At 50.2% G+C, this 14,298-nt stretch carries 13 protein-coding genes; all 13 read left to right on the plus strand.

Features of this window, described 5'->3' with window-relative positions:
* The first annotated feature begins 14 nt into the window (after positions 1–14).
* The 13 genes from fliD (at position 15) to argF (ending at position 14,295) form a co-directional block, all read left to right on the plus strand.
* On the plus strand, positions 15–1,796 hold the full coding sequence (gene fliD / locus BM200_RS27115) for a flagellar filament capping protein FliD (protein ID WP_091190010.1): 1,782 nt from the start codon (positions 15–17) through the stop codon (positions 1,794–1,796).
* A 3-nt stretch (positions 1,797–1,799) separates the two neighbouring features.
* A complete protein-coding gene (gene fliS, locus BM200_RS27120) occupies positions 1,800–2,225 on the plus strand; it encodes a flagellar export chaperone FliS (RefSeq protein ID WP_091190016.1) in 426 nt (141 codons plus the stop codon).
* A complete protein-coding gene (locus BM200_RS27125; RefSeq protein WP_091190018.1) occupies positions 2,185–2,523 on the plus strand; it encodes a hypothetical protein in 339 nt (112 codons plus the stop codon). The genes fliS and BM200_RS27125 overlap by 41 nt, the downstream gene beginning before the upstream one ends.
* 141 nt (positions 2,524–2,664) lie before the next feature.
* Positions 2,665–2,862 (plus strand): cold-shock protein, encoded by a 198-nt coding sequence (locus tag BM200_RS27130; protein ID WP_015847290.1) that lies wholly within the window; start codon positions 2,665–2,667, stop codon positions 2,860–2,862.
* A gap of 259 nt (positions 2,863–3,121) precedes the next feature.
* A complete protein-coding gene (gene hpf, locus BM200_RS27135; protein WP_091190019.1) occupies positions 3,122–3,670 on the plus strand; it encodes a ribosome hibernation-promoting factor, HPF/YfiA family in 549 nt (182 codons plus the stop codon).
* Positions 3,671–3,864: 194 nt separating this feature from the next.
* The gene (gene secA / locus BM200_RS27140; protein ID WP_091190021.1) at positions 3,865–6,372 is read left to right on the plus strand and encodes a preprotein translocase subunit SecA; all 2,508 of its coding nucleotides are present in this window, start codon (positions 3,865–3,867) and stop codon (positions 6,370–6,372) included.
* Positions 6,373–6,518: 146 nt separating this feature from the next.
* Positions 6,519–7,626 (plus strand): peptide chain release factor 2 gene (prfB, locus tag BM200_RS27145; protein ID WP_139230844.1). Its coding sequence is split into 2 segments (ribosomal slippage): positions 6,519–6,590 and positions 6,592–7,626, totalling 1,107 coding nucleotides; the frame shifts between segments, so codons are not numbered across the junction.
* Between the two features lie 163 nt (positions 7,627–7,789).
* A complete protein-coding gene (locus BM200_RS27150) occupies positions 7,790–8,695 on the plus strand; it encodes a YitT family protein (RefSeq protein ID WP_091190024.1) in 906 nt (301 codons plus the stop codon).
* Positions 8,696–8,838: 143 nt separating this feature from the next.
* Entirely contained in the window at positions 8,839–9,888 is a 1,050-nt protein-coding gene (argC, locus tag BM200_RS27155) for an N-acetyl-gamma-glutamyl-phosphate reductase (RefSeq protein WP_091190025.1), read from the plus strand.
* Positions 9,889–9,960: 72 nt separating this feature from the next.
* Complete coding sequence (gene argJ / locus BM200_RS27160; protein ID WP_091190026.1) at positions 9,961–11,202, plus strand: bifunctional ornithine acetyltransferase/N-acetylglutamate synthase; 1,242 nt, start codon at positions 9,961–9,963, stop codon at positions 11,200–11,202.
* Positions 11,203–11,229: 27 nt separating this feature from the next.
* Positions 11,230–12,018 (plus strand): acetylglutamate kinase, encoded by a 789-nt coding sequence (gene argB / locus BM200_RS27165; protein WP_091190027.1) that lies wholly within the window; start codon positions 11,230–11,232, stop codon positions 12,016–12,018.
* 19 nt (positions 12,019–12,037) lie between these two features.
* Positions 12,038–13,237: an acetylornithine transaminase gene (locus tag BM200_RS27170; RefSeq protein WP_091190028.1), complete on the plus strand. Its 1,200-nt coding sequence runs from the start codon at positions 12,038–12,040 to the stop codon at positions 13,235–13,237.
* 101 nt (positions 13,238–13,338) lie between these two features.
* Complete coding sequence (gene argF, locus BM200_RS27175; RefSeq protein WP_091190030.1) at positions 13,339–14,295, plus strand: ornithine carbamoyltransferase; 957 nt, start codon at positions 13,339–13,341, stop codon at positions 14,293–14,295.
* The last annotated feature ends 3 nt before the right edge of the window (positions 14,296–14,298 follow it).

The following is a 14,298-nucleotide window of genomic DNA, read 5'->3' on the forward strand; positions in this document are numbered from 1 at the left end:
CAGGAGGGATTAAAGTGACTTTACGTGTAACCGGTTTAGCATCTGGCATGGACTATGAAAGCATGATTAAACAGATCATGGATGCCCAGCGTGTGCCACTTGATAAGCTCAACCAGAAGAAACAGATTAACCAGTGGAAGCAAGATGATTATCGGACGCTGAACAACAAGATACTGGATTTCAAAAATGCTGCATTCGACATGAAGCTGCAATCCGGTTACTTAACGAAAACGGCATCCTCTTCTAATACGAGTGTAGCAACGGTAACAGGCTCAGCAACGGCGATCGAAGGGTCGTACACTTTGCAAGTTCAGCAGTTGGCAAAGGCAGCGTCATTGAAAAGCGGAACTTTATCAGGAGCTGCAATTGGTAAGGATACGACGATAACCGTCAATGGCGTAAATATTGAGCTTAAGAGCTCAGATACTTACCAGGATCTTGCCAATAAGATCAATGCGGAATCTGTAAAAACAGGGGTAAAAGTAGCTTACGACTCTACCCTGAAAACAATGTTCTTCTCATCTACTAAAACAGGCACAAGTGCAGATATTGATCTGAGAGGTGCGGATATTGGACAGATCTTAAACCTCTCTACATCAACAACAGCTGCAACCACGACAGGCAATGTTAAGCTGGCATCTGATACTTCATTAGCTTCCTTAGCAGGTAAATCCATTTCTCTTACAATTAGTGGTCAAGAATATAAGTTTGATATTACCGCCACAACAAAAGTTGGAGATTTGGTTGCGAAGATGAATGATTCGCTGAAGAATACCGGAGTCTCGGTATCCTTGAATAAGGATGGCTACCTGGCGATTGACAACCCGGATAAAAGCAAAGCAATTGATTTCAATACGGGTTCTGCTACAGAAGTATTGGATGCTTTGGGGTTGACTGGTGCTACGCCTGTAGATGCTGGGCCATCCATTTATAAAGCAGGCCAGAACGCTAAAGTATTGTTTAATGGCGTAGCCGGTGAATACGATTCAAACACCTTTACAATAGCTGGCCTTAGCATTACAGCAAAGGCGGAAGGCGCCGATGTAACAAACGTTAATGTTACGCAGGACACGGATTCCGTCTTTAACAAGATTAAAACTTTCGTGGATAAGTACAACGAGCTGATCAGTTCCATTAACTCGGAGCTAACTGAGGAGAAATACCGCAATTTTGCTCCGCTGACCGACGCTCAGAAGAAAGAAATGACTGACGATCAGATTAAGCAATGGGAAGATAAAGCAAAGAGCGGTATGCTTGCGAATGATTCCATTCTGAGCAGCAGCTTGTATAAAATGAGAGATGCCTTGTCTTCATCCGTTAGTGGTCTAGCTTCCGGAACATTAAAAAGCTTATCCGATATCGGGATATCCAGCTCTTTAATTAGTGGTACATCGATTAGCGGCAGCTATATGGACAAAGGTAAGCTTTATATCGATGAAACCAAACTCAAACAGATGCTTTCCGAGAAACCGGATGAAGTGATGTCTTTATTTACGACTGACGATAAAGATGATAAGACCCCTGCAGGGGATGGGATTGCTACTCGTTTGTATAATCAGGCAAGTGCGATTTTCAGCCAGATCGTTGAAAAAGCAGGAGCGACCACATCCGTTAAAAATACTTATTTACTGGGTAAAGAGTCACTCGACTTAGACAAGCAGATCTCAACTCTACAAACCCGGTTGGCTGACATGGAAGACCGTTATTATGCTCAGTTTACTCAGATGGAAAAATACATCAGTCAGATGAACTCTCGGAGCACGAGCCTGGCATCGCTGCTTAATTCAGGAGGCTAAACTATGCAATACCAACCGCGCAATCCATACATGCAGACCTCGGTTCAAACGGCTAATCCGGCTGCTTTGCTTATTATGCTTTATGACGGGGCGATTCGCTTCTGCCGTCAAGGCATTGAGGCGATTAAAGAGCAGCGGAATGCGGATGCACATACGAGTCTGATGAAGACACAGGATATTATTAGCGAGTTCATTATTACGCTGGATCGCTCGAACCCGGTATCGGAAAGCCTGCTGCTGCTTTACGATTACTTCAAACAACGGCTTATCGAAGCGAATACCCAGAAGAACGCCGAACCGGCCGAGGAAGTGCTTGAGCACTTGCTTGATCTGAAGGCAACATGGGTGGAAGCGGCCAAACAAGTCAATCAGATGGCGGGACAAGCTAATGGAAGCTCTTTTACAGCGACTCATTCAACTGTCGTCTAATTTGGTTGAGCGGTTGGACAATGCCGACCTGGAGCAGTTCGACGAATATATGCGGCAGCGAGAAGAACTGTTCAAGGAACTGGAACAAATGGAACTTCCTATGGAGCAAATGGCCGTGCTGCGCCTGGAAGCGGACCGTTTAATTTCCATGGAGTCCGTCATCGTTGCTAGAATGGTTACTCTCCGTGACGAGGCGAGGCAGCAATGGGATAAAATCCAGCAGGGGCGCCGTTCTCAGGCAAGATATGACTCGGCATACGGCGGCGGAGACAGCCTCTTTTTTGATGCTAAAAGGTAGTTTTTGAGGCGATTTAAAAATTATGAATTCGCTTACATGGAAATATTGACAATAGTGTGTCAATGATGGTATATTCGACTTGTGGGCCATAACATATCTTAGACGCCTCACAGTATTTGAAGATGAAGGGACTGTTTATGTATGCAAGGTAAAGTTAAATGGTTTAACGCAGAGAAGGGTTACGGATTTATTGAGACTGAACAAGGCGGCGACGTATTCGTTCATTTCTCCGCAATCCAAGCCGAAGGCTTCAAAACTCTCGAAGAAGGCCAAGCGGTCGAATTCGACATCGTAGAAGGCGCTCGCGGTCCACAAGCTGCAAACGTAGTCAAACTGTAATCATCTAGGCTGACTCATCAGCCACATTATATGGTTCGATTGACAAGTGCCTATTCTAAGCTCCGGGAAACCGGGGCTTTTCATTTTTTTATCCCCTTTTCATCCATACTGTCACACAGCTAGTCCCCTTATTAATGAAGAAAAAATTTCAGGCAGATCCTTCGAAAATATTATCTGAAAATTCACAATAAATAAAAAACTATTTTGAATTAGGTTCCTGCATATGTTATAATAAGAGTACGTAAAGGAGGAATGCCCCATGAAATACATCATTCGAGGTCATCGTTTTCAAGTGACAGAAGCTTTACGAGAGTATGCTGTGAAGAAGATCAGTCGACTGGAAAAGTATTTTGAAGCACCTGCCTCCGAAACAACCGTTACGATGTCTGTAACCAAAGGCAAACACGCTGTGGAAGTCACAATCCCGCTGGTTGGCGTTATGCTGAGGGCGGAAGACAAGAGCGAGGATATGTATTCCTCAATTGATGTCGTGGTGGACAAACTGGAACGTCAAATTCGCAAACATAAGACCAAAATCAACCGAAAGTTCCGTCATGAGAGCGGTGTCAAATCGCTGTTTAAGGAAGGGGCCGGTCAAACAGCCGTATCCGTTATGGATGAGGAAGATGAACTTGAGCTCGTCCGGACGAAGCGCTTCATGCTGAAGCCGATGGACGTTGAGGAAGCGATTTTGCAAATGAACATGGTTGGACATAACTTCTTCGTATTTTCCAATGTCGATAATAAGGAAGTGAACGTTGTCTACAAACGCAGCGACGGGAAGTATGGGCTGATCGAGCAAGTATAATTCTGAAACCGGCCATAATAACTACACTTATACTTATAAAATTGAGAGCGACGGCCTTTTCTCCGAACGGGGAAGAGGCCTTTTATATGAAAGTATACATGCTTATTGCTGGAAATGAACGCGATGCGTTGCGAGCGTCACTACAAACTGTTACAATTTAAGGCAAACAGGCGTATTTATGAAAGGGGAAGACCATGCTCGGACTAGTGAAAAAAATATTCGGTGATGCGAACGAGCGCGAGGTCAAGCGTCTCACGCGAACGGTAGAAGAAATTAACGGACTGGAGTCCTCGATAACTCCGCTCACGGACGAACAGCTGCGCAACAAAACCGAAGAATTCAAAGCACGTCTTGAAAAAGGCGAGAGCATTGATCAGATTTTGCCGGAAGCATTTGCGGTTGTCCGTGAAGCGTCGAAGCGTACGCTTGGCATGCGTCATTTTGACGTACAGCTGATGGGCGGTATGGTGCTCCATGAAGGCAAGATCGCGGAGATGAGAACCGGTGAAGGCAAGACGCTCGTTGCGACCCTTCCGACTTACTTGAACGCTTTGCAAGGCAAAGGCGTGCATGTTATCACGGTCAATGATTACCTTGCACAACGTGACAGTCAGATCATGGCTGCTCTTTATACTTTCCTCGGACTGACAGTCGGCTGTAACCTGCACGGCTTGACGCATGAGGAGAAGCAAGAAGCTTATGCTTGCGATATTACTTACGGAACGAACAATGAGTTTGGTTTTGACTATTTGCGTGATAACATGGTGCTATACAAGGAGCAAATGGTTCAACGCCCGCTTTATTATGCCATTATTGACGAAGTGGACTCCATCCTGGTCGACGAAGCGCGTACTCCGCTTATTATTTCCGGACAAGCACAAAAATCGACTGAGCTCTACTTTGCAGCTGACCGTTTCGTCAGCCGTTTGAAGCAAGAAGAGGATTATACGGTTGATATCAAGCTTCGTAACGTGACGCTGACAGAAGCAGGCGTTGAGAAGGCGGAGAAAGCCTTCGGCATCGAGAACTTATTCGATCATGCGAACGTAACGCTTAACCACCATGTCCAGCAGGCGCTTAAAGCGCATGTCATCATGAAGCGCGACGTTGATTATGTCGTTAATGAAGATGAAGTTGTTATCGTTGACGAATTCACGGGCCGTCTGATGGCCGGCCGCCGCTACAGCGACGGTCTGCACCAAGCAATCGAAGCGAAAGAGCAGCTGAAGGTTCAGAACGAGAGCATGACGCTCGCAACGATTACGTTCCAGAACTACTTCCGTATGTACCGCAAGCTGTCCGGCATGACCGGTACGGCGAAGACAGAGGAAGAGGAGTTCAAACGGATCTACGGTCTGGAAGTTATTCAAATTCCGACGAACCGTTCACTTATCCGTAAAGATTTGCAGGACGTTGTCTACAAATCCGAGAACGGCAAGTTTAAAGCCGTTGTCGAAGAGATTGTGGAACGCCATAAAAATAACCAGCCTGTACTGGTTGGTACGATCTCCATCGAGAACTCCGAGAGATTAGCCGATATGCTGAAAAAACGCGGCGTCGCGCACAAAGTGCTGAATGCGAAGTTCCATGCGGAGGAAGCAGAGATTATTTCCCGCGCAGGTCAAGCTGGCGCGGTTACGATCGCTACCAACATGGCGGGACGCGGTACGGATATTTTGCTTGGCGAAGGTGTCGCGGATCTGGGTGGTTTGCACATCATCGGTACAGAGCGCCATGAGAGCCGTCGTATCGACAACCAGCTGCGCGGTCGTGCCGGCCGTCAAGGCGACCCGGGCTCCTCGCAGTTCTATCTCTCCCTCGAGGATGAACTGATGCGCCGCTTTGGTGCGGAGAACATTATGGGGATGATGGACCGTCTGGGCCTTGAAGAAGACCAGCCGATCGAGAGCCGCCTTATTACGCGTGCCGTTGAGTCCGCTCAGAAGCGCGTAGAGGGCAGCAACTTTGATACCCGTAAAGTCGTCCTCCAATATGACGACGTGATGAATCAGCAGCGTGAAGTCATCTACAAGCAGCGCCGTGACGTATTGTACTCGGAGAACATCCGCGAAATCGTTATGGAGATGATCGTACCGGTTATCGAGCATGTGGTTGATGCCCATACCGAAGGCGATATTCCGGAAGAGTGGGATCTGCAGGAAATCGCGGATTACGCGAATTCGAACCTGGTGCCTGAAGATACCTTCAGCAAGGATGATCTGTGGGGCAAAGAGAAGGAAGATATCGTTGAGCTCATCAAGGGCAAAGTTGTCGCTTATTATGATGAGCGCGAAGCCGAGCTTGGCGCCGAGACGATGCGTGAATTCGAGAAGGTTGTCGTACTGCGCGCAGTAGACAGCAAATGGATGGATCACATCGATGCGATGGATCAGCTCCGTCAAGGTATCCACCTTCGTGCATACGGCGGTACGGATCCGCTTCGCGAGTACCAATTCGAAGGCTTCGAGATGTTCAAGGAAATGATCTACAGCATCCAGGAAGAAGTCGCGAAGTACATCATGAAGGCCCGCGTTGAAAGCAATCTGGAGCGTCAAGAGGTCGCGCAAGGCCAAACGACGACGAACAGTCCTGCTGAGGCCGAGAAGCGCCCTGCGAAACGTGAAGAGCGTACAGGACGCAACGATCTGTGCCCATGCGGCAGCGGCAAGAAGTATAAAATGTGCCATGGCATGGGTAAGTGACATTAGCCTTGCCATGCGCATAATGTAACATAACGGTTTGAACGCGCCGGTCTGCCCTTTGCGGCAGAACGGCGCGTTTTATGCGGTCTAAGCGGATTTGATGAAGCAGGGCCGCGCATACTTAATTTTGAGGTGAAGCTAACGCTATGATAGAACCAAATGTGAAACAGGATTTGCGTGAAGTAGCAAAGCGTCTCCAAGAACTCAGGGGGTCTCTTTGACTTAGATCTGAAGCTGGAGCATATCGCAAACTTTGAGGAGAAGATGACTGCCCCTGATTTCTGGGATGATAATACGAAAGCGCAGGGCGTTATCTCGGAGATGAATGCGATTAAGTCGGTCGTTGAGCAATATGATCGGCTGTATGTGGAATCGGAAGATCTGCAGACGATGATGGAATTGGCGGAGGAAGAGAGCGACGAGTCGCTGGAAGCCGAGCTGATCGAAGGAATTGCGGCTCTTGTTGAGAAGGTTAACAGCTTCGAGCTGCAGCTCTTGCTTAACCAGCCCTATGATAAACTCAATGCTATTCTCGAGCTGCATCCAGGTGCTGGCGGCACCGAGTCGCAGGACTGGGGGCAAATGCTGTACCGGATGTATACACGCTGGGCCGAGAAGCATGGCTTCAAGGTTGAAGTGCTTGATTACCAGGATGGCGATGAAGCGGGCATTAAAAGCGTAACGATTGCGGTTAAAGGCTATAATGCCTACGGCTACCTGAAAGCAGAGAAAGGCGTTCACCGCCTCGTCCGTATCTCGCCGTTCGACTCCTCCGGCCGCAGACATACGTCCTTCGTATCCTGTGATGTAGTGCCAGAGATTACGGAAGATATTGAGGTGGAGATCCGTTCCGAGGATCTGAAGGTCGATACGTACCGCGCCAGCGGTGCCGGCGGCCAGCACGTAAACAAGACGGAATCCGCGATCCGGATTACGCATATTCCGTCGGGAATTGTCGTTGCCTGCCAACAGGAGCGTTCTCAGATTCAGAACCGCGAGCGTGCGATGAATATGCTCCGTTCGAAGCTCTACGAGCGCAAGATCGAAGAGCAGCAGAAGCATCTGGCCGAGATTCGCGGCGAGCAATCGGATATCGCATGGGGCAGCCAAATCCGTTCGTATGTTTTCCATCCGTACAGCATGGTGAAGGATCACCGGACCTCGGTGGAGACAGGCAACGTTGGAGCCGTTATGGACGGCGACCTGGATGCTTTTATCGACGGCTATTTGCGCAATCAGATCCGCCACGACTAAGATATCAGCAAGTTCATATGCATAGCTTTGGGGAAGAGCTCCAACACTTATAAAGGTTGGAACTCTTCTTTTTTGTGCAATCGGGGTTACATACGATGGAAGGTCATGCGTACATGAATACATTTAGAAGAAGCAGACATACAGAGAGGCGGCATGGTCATCCATGGACAGCAAGAGCAAGAATAACAGCAGGAAACACGCCAAGCGCAGCAGGCGCCCGGTTGGCAGGAAGGCAACTCCTGCAGATGTCATCTGGAGCTTTCTGCAGGTTATCATCGGTTCATTTGTAGTAGCACTCAGCTTTAACCTTTTTCTCGCGCCGAACTCAATCGCGTCAGGCGGTGTGTCGGGTATATCCATCCTTGTTCATAAGACGCTGGGCATCACGCCCGCCTACACGCAATGGGCGCTTAACATTCCGCTGTTCCTGGCCGGGCTGTTCCTATTGGGCAAACGTTTTGCGTTAAAAACTCTCCTGGGCACCATTGTGCTTCCGCTATTCGTCCTGCTTACGGCAGATTGGTCGCCGCCAACCGACAATATGCTGCTGGCGGCCATTTACGGCGGTATCGGGGTTGGTATCGGACTTGGTATTGTGTTCCGCGGCAGGGGCTCCACGGGAGGACTCGATTTGGCTGCCCAGATTTTGCATCGGTATACCGGCATTCCGCTTGGACTTGCGGTAGCCTGCTTTGACGGCTGCGTGATCGCGGCGTCGGGTATTTTTATTACTCCGGAGGCGGCTTTATATGCACTGATCGGATTGTTCGCTACAAGCAAGACCATTGATATTATTCAAAGCGGTCTTCCGCTGTCGAAGGTTGCTTTTATTATCAGCGATCATGCCGACCTGCTTGTTGAGGCGATTCTGCATGACCTGGACCGCGGAGTAACAAGGCTGGATGCGCATGGCGGATACACCAACGAGAAGCGCCAAGTGCTGATGGTCGTCGTCGGGCAGATGGAGGCGGCCAAGCTGAAGCAGCTTGTGAGAGCGGTTGATCCGGGGGCCTTTGTCATAATCAGCAATACGGCGGAAGTCGTTGGACAGGGGTTCAAATCGGAATAAATTGTACGGAAAATGACATCTTTTTTCATTGTATTAATATGAATACGACTGTATAATAATACGAAACGACGTAATATTTCCATATGAACTTGATTCATGTAAAATATAGATTTAGATGATGATGCAGTGAGGGGAGAACGGATATGAGCGAGAAACTTAAGGTTGCAATAATCGGCTCTACCGGCTATGGCGGTATTGAGCTTATTCGTTTGTTGGCTTCCCACCCGTTGGTGGAGATTACATCGGTTATTTCCTCGTCCAGCGCGGGTATGCCGATTGCAGAATGGTTCCCGCATTTGACGGATATTCAGACGGCTTTGCTGGATGATGTGGATCCGCAGGCCATCAAGGCAAAGGCTGATCTCGTCTTTACGGCAACTCCGGCTGGCGTAGCGGCAAAGCTTGCTCCGCAGCTTTTGGATGCCGGCCTTAAAGTCATTGATTTGTCCGGCGACTACCGTTTGCAGGATACCGCTTTATACGAGAAGTGGTATAAAAAAACACCGGCGGATGAGCATTACCTGAAGCAGGCTCTATACGCTCTCCCCGAGATCAATGGTGACAAAGCTCAAGGCGCTTCGTTTATTTCGAATCCGGGCTGCTTCGTAACCTCCGCTCTGCTTGGTCTTGTTCCTGCCGTAAAGGCGGGCTGGATCGATCCGGCCTCGATTATTATCGACGCGAAGTCCGGTGTATCCGGCGCGGGACGCGGTGCAAGCCTCGGTACTCATTACTCCGAGCTGAATGAGAACTTTAAAGCCTATAAAGTAAACCAGCACCAGCACGTTCCGGAAATTGAGATGGTGCTCTCGGAAGCGGCAGGCCATGAGGTTGTGACGACGTTCACGCCGCATCTGGTTCCGATGACTAGAGGCATCATGTCGACGATGTACGGGGCCGTGAAGGGTGAGCATACAACGGCTGATTTTATTGAACTATATAAGCAATTCTATGAGGGCCGCCAATTCGTCCGTGTCCGCAAGGAAGGCGTTATGCCGATGACGAAGGAAGTTTGGGGCTCGAACTATTGCGATCTGGGCTTTAACTTGGATGCAAGAACAGGCCGCATAACGATTGTTTCGGTTATCGACAACCTGGTCAAAGGCGCGTCGGGACAAGCGATTCAGAACCTCAATCTGATGATGGGCTGGGATGAAGGTCTGGGACTGCAGTTCGTACCGGTCTATCCGTGAGAAATGCCATTATACTTATTAAATTTTCAATAAAGCAATTATTCGTACAAGGTGAAGGGGATACGAGGAGAAATGGGACAGGTGCAAGCTAGAGCGCTGTATTCGGTCGTCTCGGACGGATCGATTACGACTCCTAAAGGATTCAGAGCCGGTGGTCTCCACTGCGGCCTGAAAAAAACAACACGTTATGATCTTGGAGCGATCGTATGCGAGGTGCCGGCTGCTGCTGCGGGCGTCTACACAACGAATGTATTCCAGGCGGCGCCAATCAAGGTAACGCGTGAGAGCATTGAATCGGACGGTTTTCTGCGTGCGGTCATCGTAAACAGCGGTAATGCTAATGCGGTAACAGGCAAGCAAGGCGAAGAGGATGCTTACGAAATGCGTTCGCGCTTTGCCGAGTCTATTGGCGTGTCCGCAGATCAAGTTGCGGTAGCTTCGACCGGTGTGATCGGCGAGAACCTGAAGATGGATAAGGTACGCTCCGGCATCGATGCGCTTCCGGCTCAATTGCAGTCGGACCGTCATGCATCGGAAGGCTTCTGCCAGGCAATCCTGACCACTGACCTTGTACAAAAAATGGTATGCGTCTCGGTTGAAATCGACGGCCAGACCGTACATATCGCCGGCGCGGCCAAAGGCTCCGGCATGATTCATCCGAACATGGCCACTATGCTCGGCTTTGTGACAACGGATGCGGCAATCGGCAGCGATGCGCTTCAGGCGCTGCTTCGCGAAGCAACTAACTATACGTTTAATATGATTACGGTTGACGGCGATACAAGCACGAATGACATGCTTGTAGCGATGGCAAGCGGCCTTGCGGGCAACAGCGAGCTTACGCCGGAGCATGAAGGCTGGGCAGCCTTCTCGGCAGGACTCCGCCATGTATGCGAGGTGCTGGCGAAAGCAATCGCCCGTGACGGCGAAGGCGCAACAAAGCTGGTTGAAGTGCAGGTGCACGGCGCAGTGAGCGACGATGCAGCTAACGCAATCGCGAAGACGGTCATTGGCTCTTCCCTTGTGAAGTCCGCCGTATTTGGCGCAGATGCGAACTGGGGTCGGATTATTGCGGCCGTTGGCCGTGCAGGCCAGCCGGTTAACCCGGATACGGTAGACGTTCGGATCGGTGATATCGTGACACTGGAGCAATCCCGTCCGGTTGCGTTTGACGAAGACGCCGCGCTGGAATACTTGAAGGGCGATACGGTTGTGATCCGCGTCGACCTGCATATGGACAATGGCACGGCAACGGCTTGGGGCTGTGACCTGACTTATGATTATGTCCGCATTAATGCGGCATATCGTACGTAACGCTAGGGCAGAGGGGAACGGATTCACATGGCACAACGTTTTGTAATGAAATGCGGCGGAAGCACGCTGGCGGCGCTTCCCGATTCTTTCTTCGGCGAGCTGCGCGAGCTGCAGCAGTCCGGCGTTCATCCGGTCATCGTCCACGGCGGCGGTCCGGCCATCTCCGAGACGCTGACGAAGCTTGGCATTGAGACGGAATTCGTAAGCGGTTTGCGCAAGACGAATGAGGCTGTGCTCGACGTAGTCGAAATGGTGCTGGCGGGCCGAATTAATAAAGAAATTGTTCGTAAAATCCAGACAAACGGGGCGAAAGCACTTGGCTTGTCCGGTGTAGACGGCTTGCTGATTCAGGCGAAGCCGGTCGCAAATGCAGCGGAAATCGGCTTTGTCGGCGATGTAACCGATGTAAATGCGGAAGTGATTGAAGGCGTTATGACCATGGGCTATATGCCGGTTATCGCGCCAATCGGAATCGACGCAAGCGGTCAGCGTTATAACATTAACGCCGATACGGCGGCTGGTGCTGTCGCTTCCCATCTTGGTGTCGAGCAGATGATTGTCGTAACAGACGTGCCCGGCATTATGCGCACGGTAGACGGCGAGAAGCGGGTGCTCCCAACGGTCACTGTGGCTGAGATTGAAGAGATGATTGCCAGCGGTGAGATTTACGGCGGCATGATTCCGAAAGTGCGCGCAGCCGTACAGTGCATTCAAGGACGCGTGCGCGAAGTTGTTATCGTGAGCGGCGAAGTGCCGGGCGTATTAACCAATGCGGTACGTGAAGGCGGCGTTGGTACACGGATCGTACAGGAGTAGAGAGAGGCGGTTATAGTCGATGAGTGACACGAAAGTAGCGGCAGCACCTGAGCAATCCTTGCTGCCAACGTACGCGAGATATCCAATTGCACTTGTGAAAGGCGAAGGAAGCTGGCTTTGGGATGACAAAGGCAATAAATATCTGGATTTCATGAGCGGCATTGCCGTTACGAATCTCGGCCATGCACCGCGCCAAGTGAAAGAAGCTCTTATTAAGCAGCTTGATGAGCTGTGGCATGTCTCGAACCTGTTCCGGATTCCGAACCAGGAAGAGGCGGCACACCTTATTACCTCCAATAGCAGCGGCGATGCCGTATTCTTCTGCAATTCCGGTGCGGAGGCGAATGAAGCAGCCATCAAGATGGCGCGCCGTTACCAGCAGAAGGTGCGAAGCAACGGACGTTATGAGATTATTACGTTTGCCCAATCCTTCCATGGCCGTACGCTGGCAACCTTGACAGCTACTGGGCAAGAGAAGGTGAAGGAAGGCTTTGCGCCTTTGCCGGAAGGATTCAAATACATTCCTTATAACGATATCGAAGCTTTGAAAGCGGCGATCTCGGATAAAACAGCTGCAGTAATGCTCGAGATGATTCAAGCCGAGGGCGGTATTTATCCGGCTGACCCGGCATTCGTGCAAGAAATGGTTCAGCTTTGCGAAGAGAACGGCATACTGATCATCGTGGATGAAATCCAGACGGGCATGGGCCGTACGGGCAAGCTGTTCGCGTATGAGCATTACGGCATTGAACCGGATATTTTCACATTGGCAAAAGGTCTTGGAAGCGGGTTCCCGGTTGGCGCGGCGGTTGCGAAGGATAAGCTTCGCGAAGCATTTGGCCCCGGCAGCCACGGATCAACGTTTGGCGGTACGCCAATTGCGACTGCAGCGGTGAAGGCGACAATCGAGACCATTGTTGGCGAACGTTTGCCGGAGCGTGCGGCGGAGATGGGCGCTTACTTGATGGATGAACTGAACAAGCATCTGGCAGGTCATTCGTTCGTGAAGGAAGTACGCGGTCAAGGTCTGATCGTGGGCATCGAATGCGCTGAGCCGATTGCACAAGTACTGACGGAAGCGCAAGAGCAAGGCTTGCTCGTTATTTCCGCGGGACCTAATGTTGTTCGCCTCCTGCCAAACCTTCTGGTGACGAAGGAAGAAGTAGATCAGGCGGTATCAATTCTGACGCAATTGTTGTCTAATGCGGTTAAAGTTTAATGGCTTGAAATAAATTCATAAGCTTATGCTTTCGAAGTATGAATCATCACGATGACAGATCGCGGTCATTTTGGTGATAATTCATTGCAGGAGGTATCACGATGGTAGATACAGTAAAGGAAGATTTGGCGGCTAGCTTGAAGGGTAGGGATTTCCTTATGCTTCTGGATTACACGCCGGAGGAAATCAGATATTTGATCGATCTTGCGATTGATTTGAAGAAGAAGCAAAAAGCCGGTGAGGTTTATCAGCCGCTCAAGGGCAAGACGCTTGGTATGATTTTTGAAAAATCGTCCACTCGTACCCGCGTATCGTTCGAAGTTGGTATCTACCAGCTGGGCGGCCAAGGGCTGTTCCTGAGCGGTAATGACCTGCAAATCGGCCGCGGTGAACCGATTCTTGACACGGCACAAGTACTGTCGCGTTACCTCGACGGTATCATGATCCGTACATTCGCACACCGCAACGTGGTAGAGCTTGCGCGCGGAGCAACGATCCCGGTTATTAACGGCCTTACAGATATGTCTCATCCATGCCAGGCACTGGCGGATTACCAGACTATCCTCGAGCATAAAGGACGCCTTGAAGGGTTGAAGCTCGCTTACATCGGCGACGGCAATAACGTTGTTCACTCCCTCATGATGGGCGCTGCTAAGCTCGGCGTTGATATTTCCATCGCTACACCTGAAGGTTATGATCCTGATCCGGATCTTGTTAAGCAGTCGATTGACAATGCGAAAGAAACCGGCGCGCGGATCCATCTGTGCCGTGATCCGAAGGAAGCAATCGCGAATGCGGATGTGGTCTATTCCGACGTTTGGGCAAGCATGGGTCAAGAAGCGGAGCAGAAGGAGCGCGAGCTTGCTTTCGCGAACTATCAAGTGAACGAAGCTTTGGCGAAATACGCGAAGAAGGATTACCTGTTCATGCACTGTTTGCCTGCTCACCGCGGGGAAGAAGTAAGCGAAGGCGTTATCGACGGTCCGAACTCGATTATTTTCGATCAGGCAGAGAACCGTTTGCACGCGCAAAAAGCGATTATGGCAGCAATCATGTAGCAT

Origin of the sequence: Paenibacillus catalpae (genome assembly GCF_900112695.1) — a bacterium.
Classification (GTDB): Bacteria; Bacillota; Bacilli; order Paenibacillales; family Paenibacillaceae; genus Pristimantibacillus; species Pristimantibacillus catalpae.

Excerpts from the sequence above, each read along its gene's own strand:
- fliS (WP_091190016.1), top strand. The coding sequence starts at position 1,800 with ATGCAATACCAACCGCGCAATCCATACATGCAGACCTCGGTTCAAACG.
- argC (WP_091190025.1), top strand. The coding sequence starts at position 8,839 with ATGAGCGAGAAACTTAAGGTTGCAATAATCGGCTCTACCGGCTATGGC.
- BM200_RS27125 (WP_091190018.1), top strand. The coding sequence starts at position 2,185 with ATGGAAGCTCTTTTACAGCGACTCATTCAACTGTCGTCTAATTTGGTT.
- argJ (WP_091190026.1), top strand. The coding sequence starts at position 9,961 with ATGGGACAGGTGCAAGCTAGAGCGCTGTATTCGGTCGTCTCGGACGGA.
- BM200_RS27150 (WP_091190024.1), top strand. The coding sequence starts at position 7,790 with ATGGACAGCAAGAGCAAGAATAACAGCAGGAAACACGCCAAGCGCAGC.
- argF (WP_091190030.1), top strand. The coding sequence starts at position 13,339 with ATGGTAGATACAGTAAAGGAAGATTTGGCGGCTAGCTTGAAGGGTAGG.
- argB (WP_091190027.1), top strand. The coding sequence starts at position 11,230 with ATGGCACAACGTTTTGTAATGAAATGCGGCGGAAGCACGCTGGCGGCG.
- secA (WP_091190021.1), top strand. The coding sequence starts at position 3,865 with ATGCTCGGACTAGTGAAAAAAATATTCGGTGATGCGAACGAGCGCGAG.
- BM200_RS27170 (WP_091190028.1), top strand. The coding sequence starts at position 12,038 with ATGAGTGACACGAAAGTAGCGGCAGCACCTGAGCAATCCTTGCTGCCA.
- BM200_RS27130 (WP_015847290.1), top strand. The coding sequence starts at position 2,665 with ATGCAAGGTAAAGTTAAATGGTTTAACGCAGAGAAGGGTTACGGATTT.
- hpf (WP_091190019.1), top strand. The coding sequence starts at position 3,122 with ATGAAATACATCATTCGAGGTCATCGTTTTCAAGTGACAGAAGCTTTA.